Source organism: Bradyrhizobium sp. LA6.8 (genome assembly GCF_040547935.1).
GTDB lineage: Bacteria > Pseudomonadota > Alphaproteobacteria > Rhizobiales > Xanthobacteraceae > Bradyrhizobium > Bradyrhizobium barranii.
Genome location: NZ_JBEPQQ010000005.1, coordinates 199,124 through 224,493 on the forward strand (window position 1 = coordinate 199,124; position 25,370 = coordinate 224,493).

A 25,370-nucleotide genomic window follows, 5' to 3' on the forward strand; every position below is an offset into this window, starting at 1 on the left:
CGTGCTGCGCACCGACTGTCTCGTGGTCGGCGCGGGGCCCGCCGGCCTGACCGCCGCACGCCTGCTGGCCCTTAGGGGCCGCACGGTTATTGTCGCAGATTCCGGCGTCACGCCGACGACGCGGCTTGAGCTCCTTGCCCCGGCCTCGCTCGCCACTGTTGCGGCGGTAGGACTTGATCATCTGCTCGACGATCCGGCGATCGCCCGAGCCTGTCTCGGGATTCGGCGAACTCACCGTTCGGGCGCGTCGGACTACGAGGACTTTCTGCGTCATCCCTGCCGCGTCGGGTATGTGGTCGATCGCGTCCGTTTCGACGAGCGCCTTCGCGACGAGGCTGTCGCCGTCGGGGTTACGTTTTGCGGGCTGCGCGCAATCGGCGTCACGCCGGACCGCGGCGTTATCTGTCGTGCGAGTGATAGCGCTGGGGCGAAGCTCGTCCTTGCGGAGATCGTTGTCGATGCAACGGGGCGCGCCGCCGCGATTGCGCGGCGCCGGGGCGCGCGCGTGGCCGTCCGGGATCGCATGGTCGCCGAACTGGTCGAGGATGCGGCTGATGGCGCGCCGGCCGGTTCCGCATCGTGGCTCGAATACAGCAGCGATGGACCGACCTGGTCTTACCGCATCCGTGGGCCGCGAGGGCGTGTGCAGACTTGGCGCATTCGCAGATCCGGCACACCGGCTGGAGATGCGCTGCTCAGCGTGGACGCGTCCGCTTGCCTCCTCTCGGAGGCCGCGGGCGAAGGTTGGATTGCAGTGGGCGATGCGGCGATGGCGTTCGATCCGATTGCCTCTCAGGGCCTGTTCAACGCATTGTCGTCCGCTTTGGTCGCGACGGGTGCGCTGTTGTCGGCCGATCGGCTGAGCCCGACCTCGGCGCGATTGTATTCCGACGCGGTCGCCACAACATTCCTTCACTGCGAAGCAGGCCGTAGCAGCGTCTATGGCACCATGCCGCGTCCTCCGGCGCCGCAGTCATGGGCCGATCCGGCAAAAACGATCGCGCAATGAAGCATGATTTCGCAGGCCGATCGGGCTCCGAAGCCCGCTCTACGCTTTTCGGGATGATCCTCTAACCCTGCAGCCGGGGAACGAGACGTGTCGCGTTCCGATGGCCGATCGCATCGAGATCGTCTGTCGAGAGGCCAAGCTTCTGCAACTGCGCGAACTGGCCAAGGCTGAAGTACGGATAGTCGCTGCCATAGGTGATCTGCGAGGCGGGCACGAGCTTGAGCAGCGCGGCCATGGACGGCGCGAAAGTCGCATTCGCGGTGTCGTAGTGAAGCCGGCGTAGCTCGCCTTCGATCCCGTCCGGCGCAAACTCCTTCAGGTCGGGCCGCGCCCCATAGAACGAATTGATGCGCCCGGCCATCATCGGAATCGTGCCGCCGGCGTGCGAGAATAGCCATTTGATATCGCGATGGCGGGCAAATGCGCCGCTGAGCAGAAGGCTCGTCACGGTGCGTGTGGTGTCGTGCGGGACTTCGATCACCGCTGGAAACGTTCCGACGCTGAGCGCGCTACAGCAACTCGCGACCAGCGGATGCACATAAACGACCGCCTTGCGACGGTTCAGCTCCTCGAACACCGGCCTGTAGGCGGCATTGCCGAGCCATTTGTCGCCGTAGCTGCTTTGCAGCCCGATCCCATCCGCCTTCAGCGTGTCGAACGCATATTCGATCTCCCTAAGCGTGGCATCGACGTCCTGCATCGACAAGGTCGCGAACAGGCCGAAACGGCCCGGATGGTCGCGCATCATGTCCGCCGCGTACTCGTTGCAGGCGCGCGCGAGCCGGCCGGCTTCCGCCGGCCCGAGGTCGAACCACACGCCAGGCGTGGAGGCGACCGACAGGATGCCTGTACGTATGCCATTGCGGTCCATGTCCTCGACGAGCTTCTCGCGGGTCCAGGCCACCTGGCCGGGAAAGTGCGGCTGCTTGCGTGCGTCTTCGTAGCCAAGCCAAAGCTTTTGATACTCAGGCGGATAGAAATGAAGATGGGTATCGATCAGCACGGGCTTGGTCTGTCCGTGTACCGCAACGGCGGGGATGGCCGAGGCAAGGCCAAGCGCACCGACGCCCGCGAGGAAGCCGCGGCGCGACGAGGGCGGGCCGTAGCAGGTGGGGCAGGCGTGATGCCCTCGAGATTTTTGATCCCATTTGTTCATGTTGCACGTCTCCCGTGACGAACTGGCAAAGCCAAGGCCTGTGGTGCTTCTATCGGCAGAACGTTTCGTCCCTCCGCTGTCTGTGGTGCGGCCGCAGCGGGGCAATGATTGTTGGGGATTGGAATACGCCGATTTTTCGTCGCCGAACGATGCCTCGCGTCACGCCTGTGCATCGCCGCCGCAACTTTGTGTGAACGCCTCTCCAATTCTCCCGCGAGATGCTCCCTGATGTCGCGAGGTTGACCCGTCGGGCGAAACACTGGCAAAATGCGATGGCGGCGAAGATTTGCGATGACCGCAATCACTTTCAGTGAGTGGATCGATGAAGTCTGACAGGGATGGCATCAACCTCGCGGCCAAGCCAAGCGGAACGGGTTGCGTGGAATGCTCGGCTGCTGGCGGATGGTGGTTTCATCTTCGCAGATGTGTCGAATGCGGTCACATCGGCTGCTGTGATACGTCACCCAATCAGCATGCAACGAAGCATAACGCGGCGACGGGTCACCCGATCATCACGAGCTTCGAGCCGGGCGAACGGTGGTTTTACGACTATCGCACGGGACAGCCCTTCGCGGGCCCGAAGCTGCAAGGCCCGCACGCGCATCCGTTGGACCAGCCGGTGCCCGGGCCGGACGGCGCGGTGCCTCCGGACTGGCAATCGCTGCTGCATGAATAGGTCGCAGCCTCTGGCAACTGGTCCATAGCCGACGAGCGCGTTTAGCAGCGGGGCTGCTTCCGGGCATCGCGCGTGAACTCACGGGCGGACGTCTTGCGCGAACTCTCGGCACCCGTGAATCCCCCATTGGAACCCTCACTGGTGTCCGTGGCGCCGGATCAGCGACATTGCAAATGCAACGCGATCCTCGCGAAGATGAAATTCTCACGCAACGTAGCATCGAGATATTGCCCTCCCGACGTTCTGCAGGAGCCTCATTGCGCGAGAGGACTACAGATCGTTTGCGTCGATCGCCGCCGCCTCAGCCGGGCCTTCGCGGATATCGAAAGGAGAACGCCTGTGCAGCCTGCTCTCGACCATCCTGCTTCCACGCCATATTGTTCTATGCCTTCACCACCGACCGACATCGAGGTCACGAGAAGGGATGACGGCACCCTGATATTGCGATCGCGGATTGTGCTCGCTGGAGTGAGCGGGACGATTTGCGCATACCTTCCCCACTGGGCTCAGGAAACGCCGGACCGCGTCTTTCTCGCGCAACGAACCCGCGACAATGCATGGCAGTCGATCAGCTATGGCGAATTCTGGTCTCGAGTGCGCTCGGTCGGGCAGGCGCTGATTGATCGGGGTGGCTCAGCGGGCGATACGCTGGCCATCCTGTCCGGTAATTCGATCGAGAATGCGGTGATCCAGTTCGCCGCGATGTCGATCGGTCTGCAGGTTGCGCCGATCTCGCCAAGCTACAGTCTTCTGCCAGGTGGCCTCAGCCGCATCGAAGACATCGCGAAGGTCCTCACGCCGAAGTTTGTGTTTGCCCAGAAGGCGGATCCCTTCGTGCAAGCCCGTGCCATCCCCGGCTTTGCGCAGGCCGAATGGATAACGGCGGAAGAGGCGGCAGATACCACGCCGCTGTCGGAGCTATCCGCCGCGACACCGGGTCACGCGTTTGAGGCGGCGTTCGCAGCACTCGGACCGGAGACCGTCGGCAGAATCCTGTTCACGTCGGGATCGACCGGCTCTCCCAAGGGAGTGATCAATACCCATCGCATGATGTCGAGCGTGCTGCAGATGGCCGCTCAGGTCACGCCGGTCTCGCAGCCCCTGGTTCAGATCGAATGGCTGCCCTGGCATCATACCATGGGCTGCAACGTCATCCTGAATGGGATTCTGAAGAACGGCGGCTCTCTCTATATCGACGATGGCCGACCGACGCCCGAAGCGTTTCATCGAACAATCGCCAATCTGCACGACGTTTCTCCGACGGCCTCATTCAATGTCCCAGCCGGTTACGCGTTGTTATGTGCCGCGCTCGGCGAGGATCCAGACCTGAGGCGGAAGTTCTTCCATCGCATCGACAGAATGATTTTCGGGGGCGCGGCGATCCCGGCGTCCGTAATGGCAACGCTTCAGGAATATGCAATCGAAGTCCGCGGCGAGCGAGTTCCGATTTTGGCCGGATACGGTGCCACGGAAGCCGGGCCGACCATCTGCGTGTCTTATCGACCGTGCGAAGCGCCGGGAGAGATCGGATTGCCGGCACCCGGCATCGAACTCAAGCTGGTTCCGGCGATGGACGGTTACGAGGCGCGGGTCCGTGGCCCGAACGTCATGCCCGGTTATCTCGGATTACCCGAATTGTCCGCAGCGGCATTCGACGAAGAGGGCTTCTATCGGGTAGGCGACGCGGTCTCGTTCATCGATCCCGCCGATCTCTGCCGCGGCCTGAGGTTTTCCGGGCGTCTCTCGGAGAATTTCAAAATGATGACAGGCACGTGGGTGCTCGTCGGCGAGCTGCGTGCCGCCATCCTGAACCGGATGGGCGGCGTGCTGCAGGATCTGGTCATTGGAGGCGAGGGCCGCGATTCTCTCGTCGCGCTGGTATGGCTCAATCCGGACCGTGCAAGGCGACATGCTAACGGCGCAGCAGGCGCGGATTCCGGTGACACCCTTTCATTGGATTCCGGCGTTCGCGCATACGTCCATCGGGTCTTGACCGAGCATAACCTGGCGGCAGCGACCAACGCGCGGATAGCGGCCGTTGCCATCCAGATCCAGCCGCTGTCGCTCGCGGCAGGCGAGACAACGGACAAGGGCTACATCAATCAGCGCGGGGTCCTGAAGAACCGTTCCGCCATTCTCGACAGTCTCTATAGCGGAGCAGCCTCGCCGCACATCATCCGGTTTGCCTCTCATCCACGCGCGTTGTCGACGGCAGGAAATGCAGTCACGTCGACTGATGCATGACCAGAGAGCCCGGCCGCCGACCTTCCGAGCGTGTTTCTTAAAGGGACCGCCTCTGCGTCATTGACGGCGGCGACGCCAGTAGATGTGGACGAGTGTGCGGCGAACGCCGCAACCCCAACGCGCCGCCGCGGCGATGCCGCAGCCGGCCCTGCCTTTCATTCAACCCGCGAAGCCCAAATTCTCACCATTGGCCTCGGCCTGCTCATTTCGGCGGCTTGGAATATGTATAGACATGCGGTCCATCATCGCGGCCGCAACATCACGTCAGTCAACACCGAGGTCGGCCCCGATGTGATCCTGATGGACGAACCGTTCGGCGCTCTCGATGCCCAGACCCGTATGGTGATGCAAAGCGATCTCCAGACGTTGTCGATGGAAGCCGGCGCCACCGCTAGGTCCAAAGTCAGAGCGCAAAATAGACGGTCATCGCTGTAACGATCAGGCCCAGCACAACGGCGAGCACCAGTTCTGTCTTGATGCCGCCGGCGGAATGAGATTGTGCATCGTCAATCATTCGGCCAGTCCTGATGAAGCGAAAGAGCGAAATCACGATGATTGCGATCCCGATCGCGATCAGCGCGAGGCCGTCATAGTGACTGAACGCTCCCGTGAAGCGATCGAATTGCAGTCGGGACCCGATCTCCGTCCTGTTGGCTTCAGCGATAGTTCGGACGAAGAGGTTGAATTTCTCGACGACAAAGCCAAACGCGATGATTGCGATGCCCGTCCTGACCCAGGCGAGAAAAGTCCGCTCGTTTGCCGCGTGGTCTGAGTATCTCTCAATCATCGAGACCTCTCTGGTTGCTGTCGATGGGGTTCGTCGCGCGCTATTCCCGCAGGAGCGGAGCGGCGGGGCGCACTGTATGCGAAGCCAGCCCACGCCCTCAGAACTGATACCGCCGCAGCCCCCCATCCACCGGGATCACCGTCCCCGTGATGTACCGCGCCACCGGCGAGGCCAAAAACACCGCGAGCGCCGCGAGGTCCTCCGGCTCGCCCCAATAGCCGACCGGGATTTCTTCCTCGGCAAAGCGCTCGCGATAATCCGGCGGATAGTTGCGGCGGATCTGTTCGCTCATGATGCGGCCGGGCGGGATGCAGTTGATGGTGATGCCGTGCTCGCCGATCTCGCGCGACAGGCCCTTGGCCCAGGCGTGCACGGCGGCCTTTGCGGCGAAGGCAGCGTTCAGGCCCTCCGGCTCGGACTTGCCGGTGATGTTGACGATGCGGCCCCATTTGCGCTCGATCATCTGCGGCAGCAGCGCGTGCGCGATGCGGCGGTAGCTGGTGAAGTTCAGCGCGATCGCCTCGTCCCATTTGCTGTCGGGCGCATCGACCGGCAGCGGGCGGCTGCCGCCGGCATTGTTGATGAGGATGTCGACATGGCCGAGCTCCTTTTGGGCAAAGGCCGCGATGTTCTCCGCGGCGTCCTTGGCCATCACGTCCTGCTCGAACGGCGTGATCAGGCCGGAGCCGACTTCTTTCACCAGCTCGGCAAGGAGATCAGTGCGCCGCGCCACGCCGACGACGCGGACGCCTTCGGCAGCCAGACCCTTGGCGATGGCGCGGCCGATGCCGATGCTCGCCCCTGTCACGACTGCGGTTTTCGATTTGAGCCCGAGGTCCATGGTCACACGCTCTCTTGTTTGCTTTTTGCTTCTTGTCGTTCGTTTCCTGCCCGTCCCGCGGGCTTCGCGAATTGCCTGAGCGGGACGAGCAGTGGTAACCAAGAGCCTCGACGAAGGAAACACGAAAAAGAAAAGGCGTTGAGCAATGGTCTGGGATCCGCAGCAATACCTGAAATTCTCCGGCCATCGGCTTCGGCCCGCCGTCGACCTGTTGATGCGGATTCCGGATTTCGCCCCGCGCGCGATCGCCGATCTCGGGGCAGGGGCCGGCAACGTGACAAAACTGATCAAGGAACGCTGGCCGGACGCGACCGTGACCGGTGTCGAGGGCTCGGCCGAGATGGTGGCCGCCGGCCGCAAGGCGGCGCCGGATGTGGAATGGTCGCACGAGGACCTCGGCCATTGGCGCCCCGCCAGGCAATACGATTTGATCTATTCCAATGCCGCACTGCACTGGCTGCCCAATCATGCGGCGCTGTTTCCGTCGGTCATGGAGAAGGTGACGCCCGGCGGCATGCTTGCGGTGCAGATGCCGCGCAACTTCCTCGCGCCATCGCATGTGCTGATCGGCGAGACGGCGCTGAACGGTCCGTGGCGGTCAAAGGTCGAGCATCTCGTCACCCCGCCGCCGGTCGAAGGGCCGGCCTTCTATCATGATTTGCTCGCGCCGCTTTCCCAGAACGTTGACATCTGGGAGACCGAATATCTGCAGGTGCTCGAAGGCGACAATCCCGTGAAGGAATGGACCAAGGGGACCTGGCTGACGCGTTATCTCGACATCCTGCAGGGCGATGAGAAGGCCGCGTTTGAGGCCGCCTATGGCGAGCGGGTGGCGAAGGCCTATCCGAAGAATGCGGCGGGGCAGACGCTGTTTCCGTTCCGGCGTCTGTTCATGGTCGCCCAGCGCAAGAGCTGATCGCACTGCCGCAATGCGACATATACCGTTCGCAACCCGGGACCGGGAGCGGGTCCCGGGTTGCGCGGACAACAGCCATCAAGCTAGCTTGCCTGCGGCAAATTGGGCTTAGGTCTAGTTGTTCGGGTGGTGGATTGCTGCCACTACTGGGCTGCAAACCGGGCTGCAAAACAAAAAGAACCCGGCTTTAGAGGTTGTTGGGAGGTTACTTCATGCGCAAGCTGCTTCTTGCGGTCGCCGCCGCAGCTATTCTCGTGGCCCCAGCCGTGGCACAGGCCCAGAGCCCGATCGTCATCAAGTTCAGCCACGTCGTCGCCAACGACACCCCGAAGGGCAAGGGCGCGCTGAAGTTCAAGGAACTCGCCGAGAAGTACACCGACGGCAAGGTCAAGATCGAAGTCTATCCGAACTCCTCGCTCTACAAGGACAAGGAGGAGATCGAGGCGCTCCAGCTCGGTTCGGTGCAGATGCTGGCACCCTCGACCGCGAAATTCGCGCCGCTCGGCATCAAGGAATTCGAGGCGCTCGACCTGCCCTGGCTGTTCAAGGACGACGAAACCTATTCCAACGCGATGAAGGGCACGATCGGCAAGTGGCTGTTCCAGAAGCTCGAAGCCAAGGGCATCACGGGGCTCGCCTATTGGGACAACGGCTTCCACATGGTGTCGTCGAACCGCGCGTTGATGAAGCCTGAGGATTTCAAGGGCCTGAAATTCCGCATCTCCGGATCGAAGATCGCCGACCAGTATTTCCGCCTGATGGGCTCGATCCCGCAGATCATGGCGTTCTCCGAAGTCTACCAGGCGCTCCAGACCGGCGTGGTCGACGGCTGCGAGAACACCGCGTCGAACTACCTGACCCAGAAGTTCTACGAGGTGCAGAAGGACATCACCGTGTCCTACCACGCGCATCTGCAATATGCGGTCATCGTCAACTCGAAATTCTGGTCCGGCCTGCCGCCCGACATCCGCACCCAGCTCGAAAAGGCGATGGTGGATGCAACCGAGTACACCAACCAGATCGCGCACCAGGAGAACGAGGACGCGCTGGCCGAGATCAAGAAGGCGGGCAAGACCAAGCTGCATTATCTGACTGACGCCGACCGCAAGGCGTGGCAGGAAGCGATGCGGCCGACTTATACATGGGCAAAGGGCCGGGTCGGGCAGGAGGTGCTCGATCTCGTCGCCAAGGAACTCGACGTCAAGATGAACTGACGCGTTTTCCGCAAGGACAATACGAACGGTCGGGAGTGTGCGCACTTCCGGCCGTTTCGCATCGATAGGGGGACTTTGATTTGCTTCGCGTGCTCAATCAGGCGCTCAACCATCTCGAAGAATGGCTGATCGCGACGCTCATCGCGGCTGCAACCGGCCTGATCTTCATCGCCGTGGTGCACCGTTACGGCGCAGGCGAATCGATCGTCCTCTCCAGATGGGCGGCCGCGCACGGGATGAGCTGGCTCGCGACGCTGTCGATGGCGGTGTTCACCTTCCTGTCCGAGCTCGACCTGTCCTGGGCGCAGGAGCTCTGCATCTACATGTTCATCTGGATGGCCAAGTTCGGCGCGGCCTATGGCGTGCGAACCGGCATCCATGTCGGCGTCGACCTGCTCGTCAACCGCCTGCCCGAACATTCGCGCAAGCACGTGATCCTGTTCTCGCTGCTCTGCGGCGCGCTCTTCACCGGCATGATCGCCGCCTTCGGCGCCTCCTTCGTCTCCGAGATGTTCAAGACCGGCCAGCAGTCCAATGACCTGGAAGCGCCGATGTGGTTCGTCTATCTGGCGATCCCGCTCGGCTCCGGCCTGATGTGCTTCCGCTTCCTGCAGGTCTGTTGGTCCTACTACTGGACCGGCCATCTGCCGCATCATGACGAGAGCCATGTCGAAGGCGTGGAGGCTGACGTCTCGCCCGCGCTGCATCCGCAGCCCGCCGGCGCGGCGACCAGGGCCGCCGCGCGAAAAGTGTCGCCGCTCGGCGTCATCCTGATCATGGCGCCGATCCTGATCTTCGCAATGTGTCTCGCCGAGAAGTTCGGCGTGGTGGTGCTGCCGCACTGGATGCGTGCCGCGACCGTGTTCGCGCTGCTGATCGCGCTGATGCTGACCGGCATCCCGGTCTCGATCGCGCTCGGCCTCACCGTGATGACGTTCCTGTTCACGCTGACCACGGTGCCGATCGAAGCCGTCTCGATGAAGCTCTTCACCGGCATCGAGGGGTTCGAGATCATGGCGATCCCGTTCTTCATCCTCGCCGGCAACTTCCTCACCCATGGCGGCGTCGCGCGCCGCATGATCAATTTCGCGACCTCGCTGATCGGCCACTGGCACGGCGGTCTCGGCCTTGCCGGCATCGTCGCCTGCGCGATGTTCGCGCTGGTGTGCGGCTCGAGCGTCGCCACCGTGGCGGCGATCGGCGCCATCGTGCTGCCGGAGATGGTGCGGCACGGCTATCCCATGCATTTCGGCGCCGGCATCATCACCGTTGCCGGCTCGCTCGGCATCCTGATGCTGCCGTCGATACCGAAGATCGTCTATGCGGTCTCCACCAATACCTCGATCGGCGCGCTGTTCGTCGCGGGCCTGCTGCCGGGCATCATGCTGACGACGATGCTCTGCATCGTCACCTGGTGGCTCGCACGCAAGCGCGACTATCCACGCCTGCCGAAGGCGAGCTGGGGCGAGACCGTCCGCACCTTCCGCGAGAGCATCTGGGGATTGATGCTGGTCGTCATCATCATCGGCGGCATCTACAGCGGCCTGTTCACCGCGACCGAGGCGGCTGCGATGGCTGCGGTCTACTCCTTCGTCATCGCGGTGTTCGTCTACAAGGCGATCAAGATCGTGGACGTGCCGCGGGTGCTGCTGCGCGCCGCCAACACCAGCGCGATGCTGCTCTATATCGTCACCAACGCGGTGCTGTTCTCCTTCGTGCTCTCCAACGAGAACCTGCCGGCGACCTTGGCCGACTGGATCGCGGCGCAGAATCTCGGTTGGGTCGGCTTCCTGCTGGTCGTCAACATCCTCCTGCTGCTCGCCGGCAACTTCATGGAGCCGAACTCGATCATCCTGATCATGGCGCCGATCCTGGCGCCGGCGGCCAAGAAGCTCGGCATCGACCTCGTGCATTTCGGCATCGTGATGGACGTCAACATGGAGGTCGGCCTCTGCCATCCGCCTGTCGGGTTAAATCTCTATGTCGCCTCGATGATAGCGCGCATGCGAATAACCGAGCTCGCGGTCGCCGTGTTGCCGTGGCTCATCACCATGCTCGGCTTCCTCGTCATCGTGACCTACTGGCCGGATCTGACGCTGTGGCTGCCGCGGGTGCTGGGGATGCATTAGCCTATGCACCACCGGGACATGGCTAACGCGCGGTAAATCCGCGCGCTCAAATGCCATCGCTGCGCTGGGAACCCATTTTTACGGGTCTGCGGTAGAAGCATGCCAGCGGAATGGGGCTGGCATGTTCTTCAACAGAATGGAATCCGGACGGGCGTCGATTTCGGACGCCGTCTATATGGAAGTGATCACGGGCCTTCACGGCACGACGATGCCCACCATTCTTGCGGCCGCCTGCCAGGTGATGGTCGGTGCGATCACGACCTATGAGACCGGCGACATCGTGACGGCCGGCCTGACGGTCGCCGGCGTCTTGGTGGCGATTGTCCGTCTGTTCGAGATCTTCGCATTCCGTCGTCGCCTCGCGCGTCTGCCGCAGCTCGGCCGGGCCGAGGCTGTGCGCTGGGAGCGGCGCTATGTCGCCGGCACCGTCGTCACGGCCTTGGTGCTCGGCGTGTTTGCCGCGCGCAGCATCGTGCTGGGTGATGCGCTCTGTTCCGTGATGGCGATCGGCATCGGCTTCGGCTTTGGCGCCGGCGTGGTGGCACGGCTGGCGCTGCGTCCCGTCGCGGCGCTGCTCGATCTCGCCGCTATTGCCGCGCCTGCTGCGATCGTGACCTTCATGCAACCAGATCTCCGCCATGTCGGGCTCGGGCTCCTCATCCTGATGTATGTGGCCGCCAGTTTCGAGATGGTGCGGCTGAGCTTCAATGCCTCGATCAACCAGATCACGCTCAAGCGGCAGTTCGAGCAGCTGTCGCGCCTGGACCCGATGACCGGCGTGTCCAATCGTTCGGTGCTGGCCACGGACCTGCCGCAGATGCTGGCGGCCGGGATGATTGCCGTCCATACGCTCGATCTCGACCGCTTCAAGGAGGCGAACGACCGGTTCGGCCATCCCGTCGGTGACGCACTGCTGAAGCAGGTCGCCGGGCGGCTCAAGGCGCTCGCCGCGCAGGATGACCTCGTGGTCCGGATGGGCGGCGACGAGTTCGTCCTGGTGCAGCGCGCGGCGGCTGATGCGGAAGCGATCGCGCAGCGCATCGTGCAGTCGATCAGCGCGGCCTATGACATCGACGGACAAATGATCGAGCTCGGCGTCAGCGTCGGCGTTGCCGTCGCGCCGGACGACGGGCGCACCGCAGAAGCGCTGCTGTCGCGCTCCGACAAGGCGCTCTATCGGGCCAAGCAGGAACGCGGCGGTTATGTGCTGGCGCGGGACTTGCGGATGGAGGATGCGACCGCATCGGGCCAGACCTTGGCGGAAGAGCTCGCTGCGTAAGCCACGCGAACGGTGCACCCTCTACCCTTGTGGGAGAGGGTGGCTCGCCGCGCAGCGGCGAGGCGGGTGAGGGGTTTCTCTCCGTACAAACAGTCTTGCGGGCGGAGATATACCCCTCATCCGGCGCTTCGCGCCACCTTCTCCCACAAGGGGAGAAGGGAAGAGGCATCTCGCTCGATTTCGGCAGTCTCCTCCGATAGCAATCACCCGCGAGATGCGGTTAGATGTTCGCACAGGCCGGGAGGAAACAAGAATGACCAGCAACGAGCCGAAGGACGCAACACCCTCCGTCATCGCGCAGCAAGCAGCGATGCTGAATGCGCTGCCGTTTTCCGACACGCGGGATTTCGACGACGCCGCGCGTGGCTTCCTTGGTACGATTGAGAATGCGGAGATCGCCAACCCGCAGGGGCGGACGGTGTGGAGCCTGAAGCCCTATGGCTTCCTCTCCAGCGAGACGGCGCCGCCGACCGTCAATCCGAGCTTGTGGCGACAGGCGCGGCTCAACATGCATCACGGCCTGTTCGAGGTGGTGCCCGGGGTCTACCAGGTGCGCGGGCTCGACATCGCCAACATGACGCTGATCGAGGGCGACAGCGGTGTCATCGTCGTGGACACGCTGACGTCGATCGAGGGCGCACGTGCCGCGCTCGATCTCTATTTCAGGCATCGTGGCCAGAAGCCGGTCGCCGCCGTCATTTTCACCCACACCCATACCGACCATTGGGGCGGCGCGCGCGGCGTGCTGGAGGAGGACGCGCTGGCAACCGGCGCCGTGCCGATCATCGCGCCGAATCTGTTCATGGAGCATGCCGTCTCCGAGAACATCATCGCGGGGCCGGCGATGCTGCGGCGGGCACAATACCAGTTCGGGCCGTTCCTCGCCAAAGGCGTGCGGGGGCAGGTCGACAACGGGCTCGGCAAGTCGATGGCGGCGGGCGCCGTGGCGCTGCTGCGCCCAACCGATCTGATCATGGCGACCGGTGACCGGCGCGTCATCGACGGCGTCGAATTCGAATTCCAGATGGCGCCGAACAGCGAAGCGCCGGCGGAGATGCACTTCTTCATCCCGCGCTACAAGCTGCTGAACCTCGCCGAGAACTGCACGCACAATTTCCACAATCTGCTGCCGTTCCGCGGCGCCGACGTGCGCGATGCGCTGGCGTGGTCGAAGTACCTCAACGAGGCCTTGCGGCTCTGGGACGGCAAGGCGGAGGCGATGTGCGGCCAGCATCACTGGCCGGTGTGGGGCCGCGAGCGCATCGGCACGATGATCCGGCAGCAGCGCGATCTCTACAAGTTCGCGCATGACCAGACCATCCGCCTGATGAACCACGGCCTCACCGCCGCCGAGATCGCCGAGACGATCCAGTTACCCAAGAGCCTGGAGGGTGCCTGGCATGGCCGCGGCTATTACGGCCATATCCGGCATAACGTGAAGGCGATCTACCAGAAGTATCTCGGCTGGTACGATGCCAACCCGGTCAATCTCGATCCGCTGCCGCCGGTGGAGTCCGGCAAGAAGTATGTCGAGTACATGGGCGGCGCTGAGGCCATCCTCGCACGCGCACGCAAGGACTTCGACAAGGGCGAGTTTCGCTTCGTCGCGCAGGCGCTCGGCCATCTCGTCTTCGCGGAGCCGGAGAATGAAGCGGCGCGTGCGTTGCTCGCGGATACGCTCGAGCAGCTCGGTTATGCCGCCGAGAGCTCGACCTGGCGCAACGCCTATCTGTTCGGCGCGCAGGAGCTGCGTCAGGGCATGCCAAAAACGCCACCGCGTCCGCCGATGCCGCGCGAGACGCTGGCGGCGCTACGCACCGAGCAGCTCTGGGATGTGCTCGGCATTCGGCTCAACGGCCCCAAGGCAGAGGGCAAGCACATCGTGCTGAACTGGAGCTTTTCCGATACCGGCGAGATCTTTGCGCTCAATTTGGAGAATTGCGCGCTGACTTATACGGAGGGCGTACAGGCGGAAAATGCGGATGCGAGCTTCACGCTCGCGCGCGCAACGCTCGATGAGGTCATCGCGAAACTGACGAGCTTTCCGGAAGCGGTCGCCGCCGGCAAGATCAAGCTCACGGGCAACCCGATGCGGCTTGCCGAGCTGATGGGCCTGATGGATGAGTTTCCGCGGATGTTCGAGATCGTCGAGCCGAAGCGGGCGGTGGTGGTGTAGGGCATCGTTCGCCACGTTCTCGCTGGCATCGCCCTCCGCACTCTCGCTGTCATCGCCCGGCTTGACCGGGCGATCCAGTATTCCAGAGACCGCAGTGCTTGAGCCGAGAAGCCGCGGAGTACTGGATGCCCCGGTCAAGCCGGGGCATGACAGTGTGTCGTGAGGTGAAAGCGGCCCTTACTCCGCGCTGCTCACCAGCTTGATCCGCGGCGCCTGCGCTTCCGTCAGGCTGCGATAGGCCGCGAGATAATCCAGCGCCATCCGCCGCGCGGTAAAGCGCTTCTCGAACTGCTTGCGGATGGCCGCGCGATCGAGTTGCGGCAGGCGCTTGACGACGCCGGCGGCGCTGATGATGTCCTCGACCACGAAGCCGGTGAGGCCCTCGTCGATGATCTCGGGCACCGAGCCGCGATTGAAGGCGACGACCGGCGTGCCGCAGGCCATCGCTTCGATCATCACGAGGCCAAACGGCTCCGGCCAGTCGATCGGCAGCAGGAGGCCGAGCGCGCCGCTCAGGAAGTCGGATTTCTCGTGGTCGCCGATCTCGCCGATGAAGTCGACCAGCGGATTGTTCTGGATCATAGGCCTGATCAGCTCGTCGTAATAGTCCTGGTCGGCGCGATCGACCTTGGCCGCGATCTTCAGCGGGATGCCGCAATGCATCGCGATCTTGATGGCGCGGTCAACGCCCTTCTCTGGCGCGATGCGGCCGAGCACGGCGAGATATTCCTGCTTCGCCGGCTTCGGCGTCAGCAAGTTCTCCGGCAGGCCATGGTGGATCGTCGTCACCCAGTTCGCCTGCGGCACGGGCCTGCGCTGCGCGTTCGAGATCGAGATGACAGGCATTTTCGAGAAGGTGTTGAACACGGGCTGATGCTCCGGCAGGTCGAGCCGGCCGTGCAGCGTGGTCACGAACGGGGTCGGCTGCCGGTGGAACAGGGACCACGGATAGTAATCGAGATGGAAATGGAGGAAGTCGAACTCCTCGTCGTCACATTTCTGCCGCACGCGCTCCAGGAGCACCATATGCAGCGCGTTGGGATCACGCACGGAACCGTCGAGGCGAAGCGCCCGCGGCCAAAGTGCGTCCAGCTTCGCCGACGTCTGCGAGTCACCGCTGGCGAACAGCGTGACATCGTGTCCAAGGGCAACCAACTCCTCCGTCAACCAGTGCACCACCCGCTCGGTGCCGCCATACAGCTTGGGTGGAACAGCCTCAGTCAACGGAGCTACCTGCGCGATGCGCATCTCGCCATCTCCTCTGTGATCATGGAAGTAAAACCCCCGCCGTGTCTCGGCACCGGCATGCCAGACGAGGGAACGTTCTCGCAATTGCGAAGTTCCTTCAACGAACGTTACTTCTTCGACACACTTCAGTCGGCCGCGATGCTGCCATCTCCTCTTCTCACATCGTCCGCATCCGCATGTCGTGATGGCCCGGCCCGGGAACCGAGGCGAAGCGGTCGATGTTCAATCGGCTAATAGAAAAATCGAAATCAATACGACGGGGTCGCAGTCACATGGATCATCTTTCTGGTTACGCGCGCAGGCCATTTGCCTTTGTCTTGCGCTATCTGCGACGACGGCCGGCATCGCATCTCGTGATCCTGACCGCTGTCGTTGCAGCCGTTGCCTGTTCCGTGGGCACGCAATACGGCGTCAAATCCCTGGTCGACAGCCTGTCCGCGGGAACTTCGCACGGTGGCAGCGTATGGCTGGCATTCATTTTACTCATGTCGCTGATCGCAGCTGATAATTTCCTGTGGCGGATCGCGAGCTGGACCGCGAGCTTCACCTTCGTTCGTGTCACGGGCGATTTACGCCGTGACATATTTCGTCATCTGACGGGACACGCGCCGAGCTATTTCTCGGATCGCATGCCGGGCATGCTGACGAGCCGTATCACCGCGACCTCAAACGCGGTGTTCACGGTCGAGAACATGTTCGTCTGGAATGTGTTGCCGCCGTGCATTGCCACAATTGCGGCCATCGGTCTGATTGGAACCGTCAGTCCCTATATGGCACTCGGCCTGATCGTGGTCGCGGGCGGTATGGTGATAGCGATGTTCCATTTGGCCGCAGCCGGCAAGCCGCTGCATGACGACTTTGCCGACAAGGCCGCCGTCGTCGACGGCGAGATGATCGACGTCATCAGCAACATGCCGCTGGTCCGCGCCTTCTGCGGCATCGGCCATGAGCACGAGCGGTTCGACGCGACGGTAAACCGGGAACTGACCGCGCGTGGCCGTAGCCTGCGTTATCTGGAAAAGCTGCGGCTCACGCATGCCGGCGTGACGGTCGTCCTGACGGTGGCGCTGATGGCCTGGGCGATCACGCTCTGGCAGCAGGGCGAGGCAACCACCGGCGATGTCGTGCTGGTCTGTACGCTCGGCCTCTCCATCCTCAATGCGACGCGCGACCTCGCGGTGGCGCTGGTCGATGTCACCCAGCACGTCGCGCGCCTGACCGAGGCGATCGCGACCTTGCTCGTGCCGCATGAATTGCGCGATCATCCCGAGGCCGAGCCGCTGATGAAGAGCGGCGCCGCGATCGCGTACAACAACGTCACCTTCGGCTATCCCGGCGGCGAAAAAATCTTTGAACGGTTCAGCCTGCGGCTTCAGCCCGGCCAGCGCGTCGGCCTGGTCGGCCAGTCGGGCGGAGGGAAATCGACCCTGTTCACGTTGCTGCAGCGGTTCTACGATGTCGATGAAGGCAGCGTGACCGTCGATGGCCAGGATATTTCCAAGGTGACCCAGCTGAGCCTGCGTGAGGCCATCTCGGTCGTGCCGCAGGATATCTCGCTGTTCCACCGCTCCATCCGCGAGAACATCCGCTACGGCCGTCCAAACGCGACCGACGACGAGGTGCTGCGCGCGGCGATCGCGGCGCGCTGCGATTTCATCGACAGCCTGCCGGAAGGTCTCGACACCATGGTCGGCGACCGCGGTGTCAAGATGTCCGGCGGCCAGCGCCAGCGCATCGCGATCGCGCGTGCCTTCCTGAAGGACGCGCCGATCCTGCTGCTGGACGAAGCGACCGCCGCGCTCGACAGCGAATCCGAGGAGGCGATCCGCGAGGCGCTGTCGCGCCTGATGCGCGGCCGCACCGTGATCGCGATCGCGCACCGGCTGGCGACGCTGCGCAATTTCGATCGCGTCCTGGTGCTGAAGAATGGCAAGATCATCGAGGACGGCGCGCCCGACCGCTTGATGCAGGGCCACGGCCCCTACCGTGAGCTGGTGACGCAGGAGATGAGCCGGCTGGCGAAGTTCGCCGCGTAAGTCCAACAGTTGCGTTTGCGTTGGTCGCGTTCGAAAAACTGGCCGCAGGGGAGCAGCTCATGGCAGCCGAAGCCGTAACCCAGATCATCTCGGTAACGCAGACGGAGGAGGCCGTCGCGGAGCAGGCGTTCTACATTCCGATGACGGGGCCCGCCGCGCGGCCCCGTCGGTCGCTCAAGCACGACGACACCTTCATCGTGCTGGACAGCCATGGCGACATCGGCGCTTCCGCCGGCGGGCCGGACGGCCTGTTCAATTGCGACACACGCTATCTGGCGCGGCTGGAGCTCGTGCTCGACGATCTCCAGCCGCTGCTGCTCGGCTCGAATCTTCGCGATGACAATTCGGCCCTGACCGTCGATCTCACCAATCCCGATATCTATCGGCAGGGCCGCATCGTGCTGCAGAAAGATCTGCTGCACATCGTGCGCACGATCTTCCTGTGGCGCGGCACGGCCTATCAGCGCATCGGCGTGCAGAACCATGGCGACCGTCGCGCCAGCCCGGAGCTGACGCTGCTGTTCGACAGCGACTTTGCCGATCTGTTCGAGGTGCGCGGCGAGCGGCGCCCGCACCGCGGGACCGGCACCAGCAAGTTGCTCGGACCGACCGACGTGCTGTTCCACTATCGCGGCCTTGACGATGCCGTGCGTACCACCGGCCTGCATTTCGACCCGCGTCCGACGCGGCTGTCGGTGAATGCCGCGACCTGGCAGCTCGACCTGGACCCGCACCAGTCGAAATCCCTGTTCGTGGCGGTGTCCTGCAACCGGCCGATCGCGGAGAAGCCCGCGCGCTTTTTCAGGGGTCTGCTCGCCCATCGCCGCGAGATGCGCCAGTCGACGACGGGCATGGCCAGCATCGAGACGTCGAACAACATCTTCAACGAGGTGCTGTGCCAGGCCATGGCCGACCTCAACATGCTGATGACGGAGACGCCGCAGGGGCGTTATCCCTATGCCGGCATTCCCTGGTACTCGACGACGTTCGGCCGCGACGGCCTGATCACCGCGCTCCAGATGCTGTGGATCGATCCGCGGGTCGCGAAGGGCGTGCTGCGGCGGCTCGCGCATTTTCAGGCAGAGACGGTCGATCCGTTGAACGATGCCGCGCCCGGAAAGATTTTGCATGAGATGCGTGGCGGCGAGATGGCTGCGCTTCGCGAGGTGCCGTTCGCGCAATATTACGGCAGCGTGGATTCGACCGCCTTGTTCGTGCTGCTCGCCGGAAGCTATTTCGAGCGCACCGGCGACGAAAAGACCCTGACCGAGCTGTGGCCGGCGATCGAGGCGGGGCTGGCCTGGATCGACGGCCCGGGCGACCCCGACAGGGACGGCTTCGTCGAATACCAGCGCGCCACCGAAAAGGGCCTCGCCAACCAGGGCTGGAAGGACTCGTATGACGCGATCTTCCATGCCGATGGCCAGCTTGCGGAAGGCAATCTCGCCCTTGCCGAGGTGCAGGGTTACGTCTTTGCCGCCAAGCAGCTCGCCGCACGTTGCGCGCTGCGGCTCGGCAAGCTGGACCTCGCCAAAAAGCTCGAGGCCGAGGCCAAGGCGCTGGCCGAGCGGTTCGAGAAGGCATTCTGGTGCGAGGAGCTCGGTACCTATGCGCTCGCGCTCGACGGCAAGAAGCGGCCCTGCAAGGTGCGGACATCCAATGCCGGGCAGGTGCTGTTCAGCGGCATGATCCGCGAGGACCGCGCACGTCTCGTCGCCGCCGATCTGATGGCGCCGCACTTCTTCTCGGGCTGGGGCATCCGCACGGTCGCGCAAGGCGAGGTGCGCTACAATCCAATGTCCTATCATGACGGCTCGATCTGGCCGCACGACAATGCGCTGATCGCGCTCGGGCTCGCGCGCTACGGGCTCAAGCATTCGGTGGCGCATGTCTTCAAGGGCCTGTTCGACGCCGCGACCTACATGGACCTGCGGCGGCTGCCCGAATTGTTCTGCGGCTTCCGGCGCGAGAAGCGGCGCGGCCCGACGCTCTATCCGGTCGCCTGCGCGCCGCAGGCCTGGGCCAGCGCGACGCCATTCACGCTGCTGGAGGCCGCGCTCGGCATCGAGTTCGACGTCGCGCGCGGCGAGATTCGCCTGCGCAATCCGCATCTGCCGGCGTTCCTGAACGAGGTGATCCTGCGCGATCTGCGATTGGGCAATTCCAGCGTGGATCTGCGCGTCAGCCGTCACGGCGACGACGTCGCGCTGGAGGTCTTGCGCACGCGCGGCCAGATCCAGGTTTCGATCGTGCTGGCGCGCTAGCGGCGCCTGCGAGGAGGGTTTTATGCGTACCGCCGGATGGTTGGTTCTGAGCGCGGCGATCGTCGCGGGATTGACGGTCGCCGCATCGCGTGCCGCGGAGGAACCGCCCGCGGGCCCAACGACGCCCCCCAGCGAAACGAACGCGCCGGCCGCGGTGCAGCCGCCGGCCTCCACCGTGCCGGTCACGCCGAAGGACGCCGCGCCGCCGCCATCCGTGACCATCATCGGTGCGAGCGACGCCCATGGCGTGCTCGGCCGGGACGTGCGCAGCGCAGCCGACGAGGATATGGGCCGCATTGTCGACATCATCGTCGACCGCGCCGGCCGTGTGCGCGCCGCCGTGATTGATTTCGGCGGTTTCCTCGGCGTCGGCAGCCGCAAGATCGTGGTGGACTGGAACGCGATGCGGTTCGGCAAGATTGCCAACAAGAAGGACAGCATCACGCTGGAATTGACCAAGGCGCAGGTCGCAGCCGCGCCGGAATACAAGGAAGACACGCCGATGGTGGTGCTCGGCGCGTCCGGCAGCCTGCAGCCGCTGCAAGCGATTCAGTGAGGCGCGGGGAGGGATGGCCGCCGGTGCTGTTGTCGAGGAAGCGGAACCACGCAGATCGCGATAGCCGCGTTGAACGGTACAAGGTTGCCGCGCCGCCGCCTGCGGGCCTTCCGGCGCCGTCGCGCCAGAGCCTGCGCGGCCTCGACTGGTTCATCTTCTTCCTCGCCGACGTTCAGACCGGGTTCGGTCCCTTCATCGCGGTCTACCTCACGACGCAGAAATGGACTCAGGTCGAGATCGGCCTCGTGCTGTCGATCGGTGGCATCGTCGCGCTGATCGGACAGATGCCCGGTGGCGCGATCATCGATGCCGCGAAGTCCGAGCGGCTGGTCGCAGCGCTTGCGATAGCGACCATCGGCTTCTGCGCGCTCGCCTATGCGGCGATGCCGATCTTCCCCGTGGTGGTTGCTGCGGCCACGCTGCATGCGGCGGCGAGCTGCGTGCTGGGGCCGGCGATCGCGGCGATCAGCCTCGGCCTGGTCGGTCCGCTTGCGATCGGCGAGCGGCTCGGCCGCAATGCGCGCTTTGCGTCCCTCGGCAACGGCGTCGCCGCCGCCGTGATGGGCACGGCCGGCTATCTCCTGTCGAGCCGCTCGGTGTTCCTCGTCACCTTCCTGCTCGCGATTCCGACCCTGATCGCGCTGTCGCGGATCCGCGAGGAGGAAGTCGACATCGCGCGCTGTCACGGCGAGATGCCGCGCGAGGCGCCGGTTCCAGGCGACACCAATCTCTGGCACCTGATCCGGCAACGCCCGCTCATCGTCTTCGCGCTGAGCGTGCTGCTGCTGCAATTGGCGAACGCCGCGATGATGCCGCTGATGGCGAGCGCGGTAACGGCGCGGTCGAGCCAGTGGGCGACGGTGCTCGTCGCCTTCTGCATCGTCGTGCCGCAGGCGATCGTCGCGCTGCTGTCGCCGACGGTCGGGCGCAAGGCGCAGCTCTGGGGCCGGCGCCCGCTGCTGCTGATCGGATTCGCTGCGCTGACGATCCGGGGCCTTCTGTTTGCGACCGTGCGCGATCCCTATCTGCTGGTCGCGGTGCAGGTGTTCGACGGCATCACGGCGGCGGTGTTTGCGGTGATGATCCCGCTGATCGTGGCCGACGTCGCCTTCGGCAGCGGCCATTTCAATCTGGCGCAAGGCATCGTCGGGACCGCGACCGGCATCGGGGCGTCGTTGAGCACGGCGCTTGGCGGCTATGTCAGCGACAAGTTCGGCAATGCTACCGCGTTCATCGGGCTGTCCGGCGTTGCCGCGACCGGGCTTCTGCTGATCCTCTTTGTGATGCCGGAAACCCGGCGCACCGGCATGATCGCGCCGAAAAAAATGGCCGGCTGAACGAATTCAGCCGGCCAAAGCGGGTGGGGAGGAAGACAGAAGTCAGGCGTCGAGATTGTGCAGGCGCTGACGGTTGCGCAGCACGATCTGGCGGGCGCCGGAAAATCCCAAAATGCCCTGGGCGTGAAGCTGCGACAGCGCGCGCGACACGGTTTCCAGCGTGAGTCCGAGATAGTCGCCGATGTCGCGGCGGCACATCGGCAGTGCCATCATGCCGGCTACCGCGAGGCGGCGGTCCATCTCGAGCAGGAAGGTTGCAACGCGCTCCATCGCGGTCTTGCGTCCGAGCAGCAGCATGTGGTCCTCGGCGTGACGTAGTTCGCCGGCGGTCATGGCCCAGAGCTTGCGGGCGACCTGCACGTCGGTGCCGGCGGCTTTCTCCAGGCTCGCGCGCTTTACCAGGCGCACGGTCGTGTCGATGATGGCTTCAGCGGCGAGGCGGTGGCTGGGACCGGATTCAAGGCCGAACACGTCTCCGGGGAGATGGAAGGAGCCGATCTGGCGGCGGCCGTCGGAGAGCAGCTTGTAGCTGCGCACCGCGCCGGTGATGACCTGGTAGACATATTCGGCCGGCTCGTCCTCGCCGTAGATCTCCTCGTCCTTGCGGTAGGAGAACTCGGTGGCGACGAGGCCGACATGGCCGGCGATCGCGCCGAACTGGTCGGAGACGGGATGGGCAGGAGCAATCTTGCCACGAACTTGCGTGTTGATCGCCTGGGTGTTGAGCGTCTCGGTCAGCATCTGCGCCATCTCCGTTGTGATGACGCTTTGGTACGCGGGTTCGGGCGCTTCGAAAATTTCGCGAGATATCTTAAGGGGGTTTACCTACGTAGAACCCCGTAGGTCAGTTGCCGCGGCCGCCCTGGATGGCGTGGCGGATGCACTTGACCAGGGTTTCGTCGAGAAGCGGCTTCAAAATCACGTCCTTGACGCCTGCGGCTAGCGCCCGGGCCGAGATATTCCCATCGGGATAGCCGGTGATCAGGATCACGGGCGTGCCCTCGTCGGACTGGCGCAACCGGCCGGCCAGCTCGATGCCGTTGATGTCGGGCATCTTGTAGTCGATCACGTAGCAGTCTGCCCCCTGCGCACCACTGGCATTCAGCAGGGCCGTGGCATTCCTGAAGGTCCGCACGGCAAAGCCGTCGGTTTCCAGCAGGAATTGCAGGGATCCCAGCACGGCGGCATCGTCGTCGACCACGTAGACGGTGGGCTTTGCGGATGACGTCACTGGAAGCCGCTGTTGGTGCGAGCCGATCTCGATCATCCCCTTTGGCTAGCACGGCCCGGGAGAATGATTTTGACTTGCCTCAATCCTTCAACATCCCAGCGCGCATCGCCAGCCGGACCAGCTCCGAGAGGCTGTTGGCCTGCATCTTGGTCATGACGTTGGCCCGGTAGACCTCGATGGTGCGGGGGCTGATGTCGTATTCACGGGCGATCAGCTTGTTGGAGAGGCCCGCGATCAGCCCTTCCATGACCTGGCGCTCGCGCGGGCTGAGGGAGGCGACGCGGGCGGCGATGTCCTGCGAGATCGCCTCGCTCTTCGCCGCCGGCTCCGCCTGGCGGATCGCCGTCTCGATCATGGTGGTGAGGCGGTCGTCCTCGAACGGCTTCTCGAGAAAGTCGACCGCCCCCAACTTCATCGCCTCGACCGCGAGCGGCACGTCGCCATGGCCGGTCATGATCAGGATCGGGAACGGGCTTTGCTGCGCCTTCATCCGCTTCAACAGCTCGATCCCGTCGATTCCAGGCATGCGCACGTCCGAGACGACGCAGCCGAAGGCGAGGCCGGGCAGGACATCGAGGAAGGCTTGCGCATCGTCAAACAGGGTGACGCCGAAGCCGGAGGAATCCAGCAGGAAGTTCAGTGAGTCCCGCATCGCCTCGTCGTCATCGATGACGTAGACATGTCCCTTGGTCGTCATGGATCAATTCTCATCGGCTGCCGGGAGAGTGAAGCGGAATGTCGCGCCGCCTGACGGGTTGCTCTCGGCCCACATGCGTCCGCCGTGAGCCTCGATGATCGAGCGGCTGATGGACAGTCCCACGCCCATGCCGGTTTCCTTGGTGGTGAAGAAGGTCTGGAACAGGTTGGGAATGACGTCGCCCTGGAATCCGGAGCCGGTGTCGGACACCTCGACCTCGATCATGTCGTCGCCGACGCGGGTGTTGGCGACGACGAGCTCGCGCTGCGGCGACTGCGCCATCGCTTCCAGCGCGTTGCGGAACAGATTGACCAGCACCTGCTGGATCTGCACGCGGTCGGCGAGCACGAGATCGGCGTCCGGATCGAGGCTGAAGCGGAGCTGCACGTTCTGCTCGCGCGCGCCGGCAAGCCCGAGCGCGCCGGCCTCCTCGATCAGCTTGGACAGGCTCTCGACCCGCTTCTCGGACTCGCCGCGGGAGACGAAGTCGCGCAGGCGGCGGATGATCTGGCCGGCGCGCAAGGCCTGCTCCGCGGCGCGATCCATCGCACTTTCGATCTTCGGCGTGTTGGGGTCGGTGCTGCCGGCCAGCAGCCGCCGCGATCCCTTCATGTAATTGCTGATCGCCGCCAGCGGCTGGTTGATCTCGTGGGCGAGCGCCGAGGCCATCTCGCCCATCGCGGTCAGCCGCGAGACGTGGACGAGCTCGGACTGCAATTCCTGGAGCCGCGCCTGGGTCTGCTGGTGCTCGGTGAGGTCGCGGACGAAGCCCGTGAAATAGGGCTCGCCGCCGGATTGCATCTCGCCGATCGACAGGTGCATCGGAAAGGTCGTGCCGTCGCGGCGCTTGCCGGTCACGATGCGGCCGATGCCGATGATGTGCGGATCGTTCGTCCTGCGATAGCGCGCGATATAGCTGTCGTGGCGAGTGCGGTCGGGCTCCGGCATCAGGATGCTGACGTTCTGGCCGATCGCCTCCTGCTCGGACCAGCCGAACAGGCGTTCGGCGGCGGTGCTGAACAGTTGCATGATGCCGCGGCCGTCGATGACGATCATGGCGTCGGGAATGGTGTGAAGGATCGAGCGGAGATGGGTCTCACGCGTGCGCAGGGCTTCCTCGACCTGCTTCTCCTCGTCGATATCGAGGAAGATGCCGCTGAGATGGCGCGCGACGCCGGATTCGTCTCGAATCAAGCCGGCGCGGGCCCTGATCCATTTGCCTCGGCCGGAGTTGCCGGAAATCCTGAAGGAGACGTCGAAGCCGCCGCCATGCTCGGAGACCTGCTTGATCGCGTTCTCGACGCGCGCGCGGTCGCCGGGCTCGAGACGCGACAGGAAGAGGTCGTAGCTTGCCGGCTGGCCCCGCTCGATACCGAGCAGCATCCTCGCGGTTTCCGACCACTCCAGCTCGCGCGTCGTGAGGTCGAGATCCCAGGTGCCGACGCCGAATCCCTCGATCCGGACCCGGAAATGCTCGCCGCGACTGTCGTCTGGCGGATGCGTTACGCGGGTCGGCGACAATCGATGACTCCCATCTTCGCGCGGCGGGCGTGGTGCCGCGAACATGACCGCAA

Annotated in this window: 21 protein-coding genes and 1 pseudogene; 14 read left to right on the plus strand and 8 right to left on the minus strand. The window is 64.1% G+C overall.

What is annotated here, in order from left to right; all coding sequences use genetic code 11:
* The first annotated feature begins 1 nt into the window (after nt 1).
* Complete coding sequence (locus ABIA90_RS24725) at nt 2–1,009, plus strand: NAD(P)/FAD-dependent oxidoreductase (RefSeq protein WP_354119954.1); 1,008 nt, start codon at nt 2–4, stop codon at nt 1,007–1,009.
* Nucleotides 1,010–1,070: 61 nt separating this feature from the next.
* Here ABIA90_RS24725 and ABIA90_RS24730 read toward each other — a convergent pair whose 3' ends face one another.
* Nucleotides 1,071–2,165, minus strand: coding sequence for an amidohydrolase family protein (locus ABIA90_RS24730; protein WP_354119816.1), 1,095 nt, complete (start codon nt 2,163–2,165; stop codon nt 1,071–1,073).
* A gap of 322 nt (nt 2,166–2,487) precedes the next feature.
* On the opposite strand from ABIA90_RS24730, the gene ABIA90_RS24735 reads away from it, so the two are divergent.
* The 3 genes from ABIA90_RS24735 (at nt 2,488) to ABIA90_RS24745 (ending at nt 5,520) form a co-directional block, all read left to right on the plus strand.
* Entirely contained in the window at nt 2,488–2,841 is a 354-nt protein-coding gene (locus ABIA90_RS24735) for a UBP-type zinc finger domain-containing protein (protein WP_166350696.1), read from the plus strand.
* Between the two features lie 468 nt (nt 2,842–3,309).
* Nucleotides 3,310–5,085, plus strand: coding sequence for an AMP-binding protein (locus ABIA90_RS24740; RefSeq protein ID WP_354119815.1), 1,776 nt, complete (start codon nt 3,310–3,312; stop codon nt 5,083–5,085).
* Between the two features lie 60 nt (nt 5,086–5,145).
* Nucleotides 5,146–5,520, plus strand: a complete 375-nt coding sequence (locus ABIA90_RS24745; protein WP_247307729.1) for a hypothetical protein — start codon at nt 5,146–5,148, stop codon at nt 5,518–5,520.
* Here ABIA90_RS24745 and ABIA90_RS24750 read toward each other — a convergent pair.
* On the minus strand, nt 5,489–5,872 hold the full coding sequence (locus tag ABIA90_RS24750) for a YidH family protein (RefSeq protein WP_028150113.1): 384 nt from the start codon (nt 5,870–5,872) through the stop codon (nt 5,489–5,491). The two genes, ABIA90_RS24745 and ABIA90_RS24750, sit on opposite strands and share 32 nt — an antisense overlap.
* Before the next feature lie 97 nt (nt 5,873–5,969).
* A complete protein-coding gene (locus ABIA90_RS24755) occupies nt 5,970–6,713 on the minus strand; it encodes an SDR family NAD(P)-dependent oxidoreductase (protein ID WP_028150112.1) in 744 nt (247 codons plus the stop codon).
* Nucleotides 6,714–6,858: 145 nt separating this feature from the next.
* Between ABIA90_RS24755 and ABIA90_RS24760 the strand changes: the two genes are divergently transcribed.
* The 6 genes and pseudogenes from ABIA90_RS24760 to ABIA90_RS24785 all read left to right on the plus strand — a co-directional run bounded on the left by ABIA90_RS24760 (nt 6,859) and on the right by ABIA90_RS24785 (nt 14,427).
* Complete coding sequence (locus ABIA90_RS24760) at nt 6,859–7,629, plus strand: methyltransferase domain-containing protein (RefSeq protein WP_354119814.1); 771 nt, start codon at nt 6,859–6,861, stop codon at nt 7,627–7,629.
* A 212-nt stretch (nt 7,630–7,841) separates the two neighbouring features.
* Nucleotides 7,842–8,843, plus strand: coding sequence for a DctP family TRAP transporter solute-binding subunit (locus ABIA90_RS24765; protein WP_354119813.1), 1,002 nt, complete (start codon nt 7,842–7,844; stop codon nt 8,841–8,843).
* A 260-nt stretch (nt 8,844–9,103) separates the two neighbouring features.
* Nucleotides 9,104–9,451: pseudogene (locus ABIA90_RS24770) on the plus strand (TRAP transporter small permease); the annotation flags it as partial.
* A gap of 237 nt (nt 9,452–9,688) precedes the next feature.
* Nucleotides 9,689–10,972: a TRAP transporter large permease gene (locus ABIA90_RS24775; protein ID WP_321576422.1), complete on the plus strand. Its 1,284-nt coding sequence runs from the start codon at nt 9,689–9,691 to the stop codon at nt 10,970–10,972.
* Between the two features lie 121 nt (nt 10,973–11,093).
* Nucleotides 11,094–12,251, plus strand: a complete 1,158-nt coding sequence (locus ABIA90_RS24780) for a diguanylate cyclase domain-containing protein (RefSeq protein ID WP_354119812.1) — start codon at nt 11,094–11,096, stop codon at nt 12,249–12,251.
* A gap of 253 nt (nt 12,252–12,504) precedes the next feature.
* Nucleotides 12,505–14,427: an alkyl/aryl-sulfatase gene (locus tag ABIA90_RS24785; RefSeq protein WP_354119811.1), complete on the plus strand. Its 1,923-nt coding sequence runs from the start codon at nt 12,505–12,507 to the stop codon at nt 14,425–14,427.
* A gap of 177 nt (nt 14,428–14,604) precedes the next feature.
* Here ABIA90_RS24785 and ABIA90_RS24790 read toward each other — a convergent pair whose 3' ends face one another.
* On the minus strand, nt 14,605–15,675 hold the full coding sequence (locus tag ABIA90_RS24790; protein ID WP_071915974.1) for a glycosyltransferase family 4 protein: 1,071 nt from the start codon (nt 15,673–15,675) through the stop codon (nt 14,605–14,607).
* A 272-nt stretch (nt 15,676–15,947) separates the two neighbouring features.
* On the opposite strand from ABIA90_RS24790, the gene ABIA90_RS24795 reads away from it, so the two are divergent.
* The 4 genes from ABIA90_RS24795 to ABIA90_RS24810 are packed head-to-tail and all read left to right on the plus strand — an operon-like array spanning nt 15,948 to nt 21,868.
* On the plus strand, nt 15,948–17,711 hold the full coding sequence (locus tag ABIA90_RS24795; protein ID WP_028150105.1) for an ABC transporter ATP-binding protein: 1,764 nt from the start codon (nt 15,948–15,950) through the stop codon (nt 17,709–17,711).
* A 59-nt stretch (nt 17,712–17,770) separates the two neighbouring features.
* Nucleotides 17,771–19,975 carry an amylo-alpha-1,6-glucosidase gene (locus ABIA90_RS24800; RefSeq protein WP_354119810.1) on the plus strand — a complete coding sequence of 735 codons (2,205 nt, stop codon included), beginning with the start codon at nt 17,771–17,773 and terminating at the stop codon, nt 19,973–19,975.
* Between the two features lie 22 nt (nt 19,976–19,997).
* Nucleotides 19,998–20,531: a PRC-barrel domain-containing protein gene (locus tag ABIA90_RS24805; RefSeq protein ID WP_354119809.1), complete on the plus strand. Its 534-nt coding sequence runs from the start codon at nt 19,998–20,000 to the stop codon at nt 20,529–20,531.
* 23 nt (nt 20,532–20,554) lie between these two features.
* A complete protein-coding gene (locus ABIA90_RS24810) occupies nt 20,555–21,868 on the plus strand; it encodes an MFS transporter (RefSeq protein WP_166089383.1) in 1,314 nt (437 codons plus the stop codon).
* Between the two features lie 42 nt (nt 21,869–21,910).
* On the opposite strand, the gene ABIA90_RS24815 is transcribed toward ABIA90_RS24810, so the two are convergent.
* The 4 genes from ABIA90_RS24815 to fixL all read right to left on the minus strand — a co-directional run bounded on the left by ABIA90_RS24815 (nt 21,911) and on the right by fixL (nt 25,317).
* Nucleotides 21,911–22,609, minus strand: a complete 699-nt coding sequence (locus ABIA90_RS24815; protein ID WP_166089393.1) for a helix-turn-helix domain-containing protein — start codon at nt 22,607–22,609, stop codon at nt 21,911–21,913.
* A 103-nt stretch (nt 22,610–22,712) separates the two neighbouring features.
* Complete coding sequence (locus ABIA90_RS24820; protein WP_354119808.1) at nt 22,713–23,135, minus strand: response regulator; 423 nt, start codon at nt 23,133–23,135, stop codon at nt 22,713–22,715.
* Between the two features lie 43 nt (nt 23,136–23,178).
* Nucleotides 23,179–23,796, minus strand: coding sequence for a response regulator FixJ (fixJ, locus tag ABIA90_RS24825; protein ID WP_071915970.1), 618 nt, complete (start codon nt 23,794–23,796; stop codon nt 23,179–23,181).
* A 3-nt stretch (nt 23,797–23,799) separates the two neighbouring features.
* Nucleotides 23,800–25,317, minus strand: coding sequence for a sensor protein FixL (gene fixL / locus ABIA90_RS24830; RefSeq protein WP_354119807.1), 1,518 nt, complete (start codon nt 25,315–25,317; stop codon nt 23,800–23,802).
* Nucleotides 25,318–25,370: the final 53 nt, after the last annotated feature.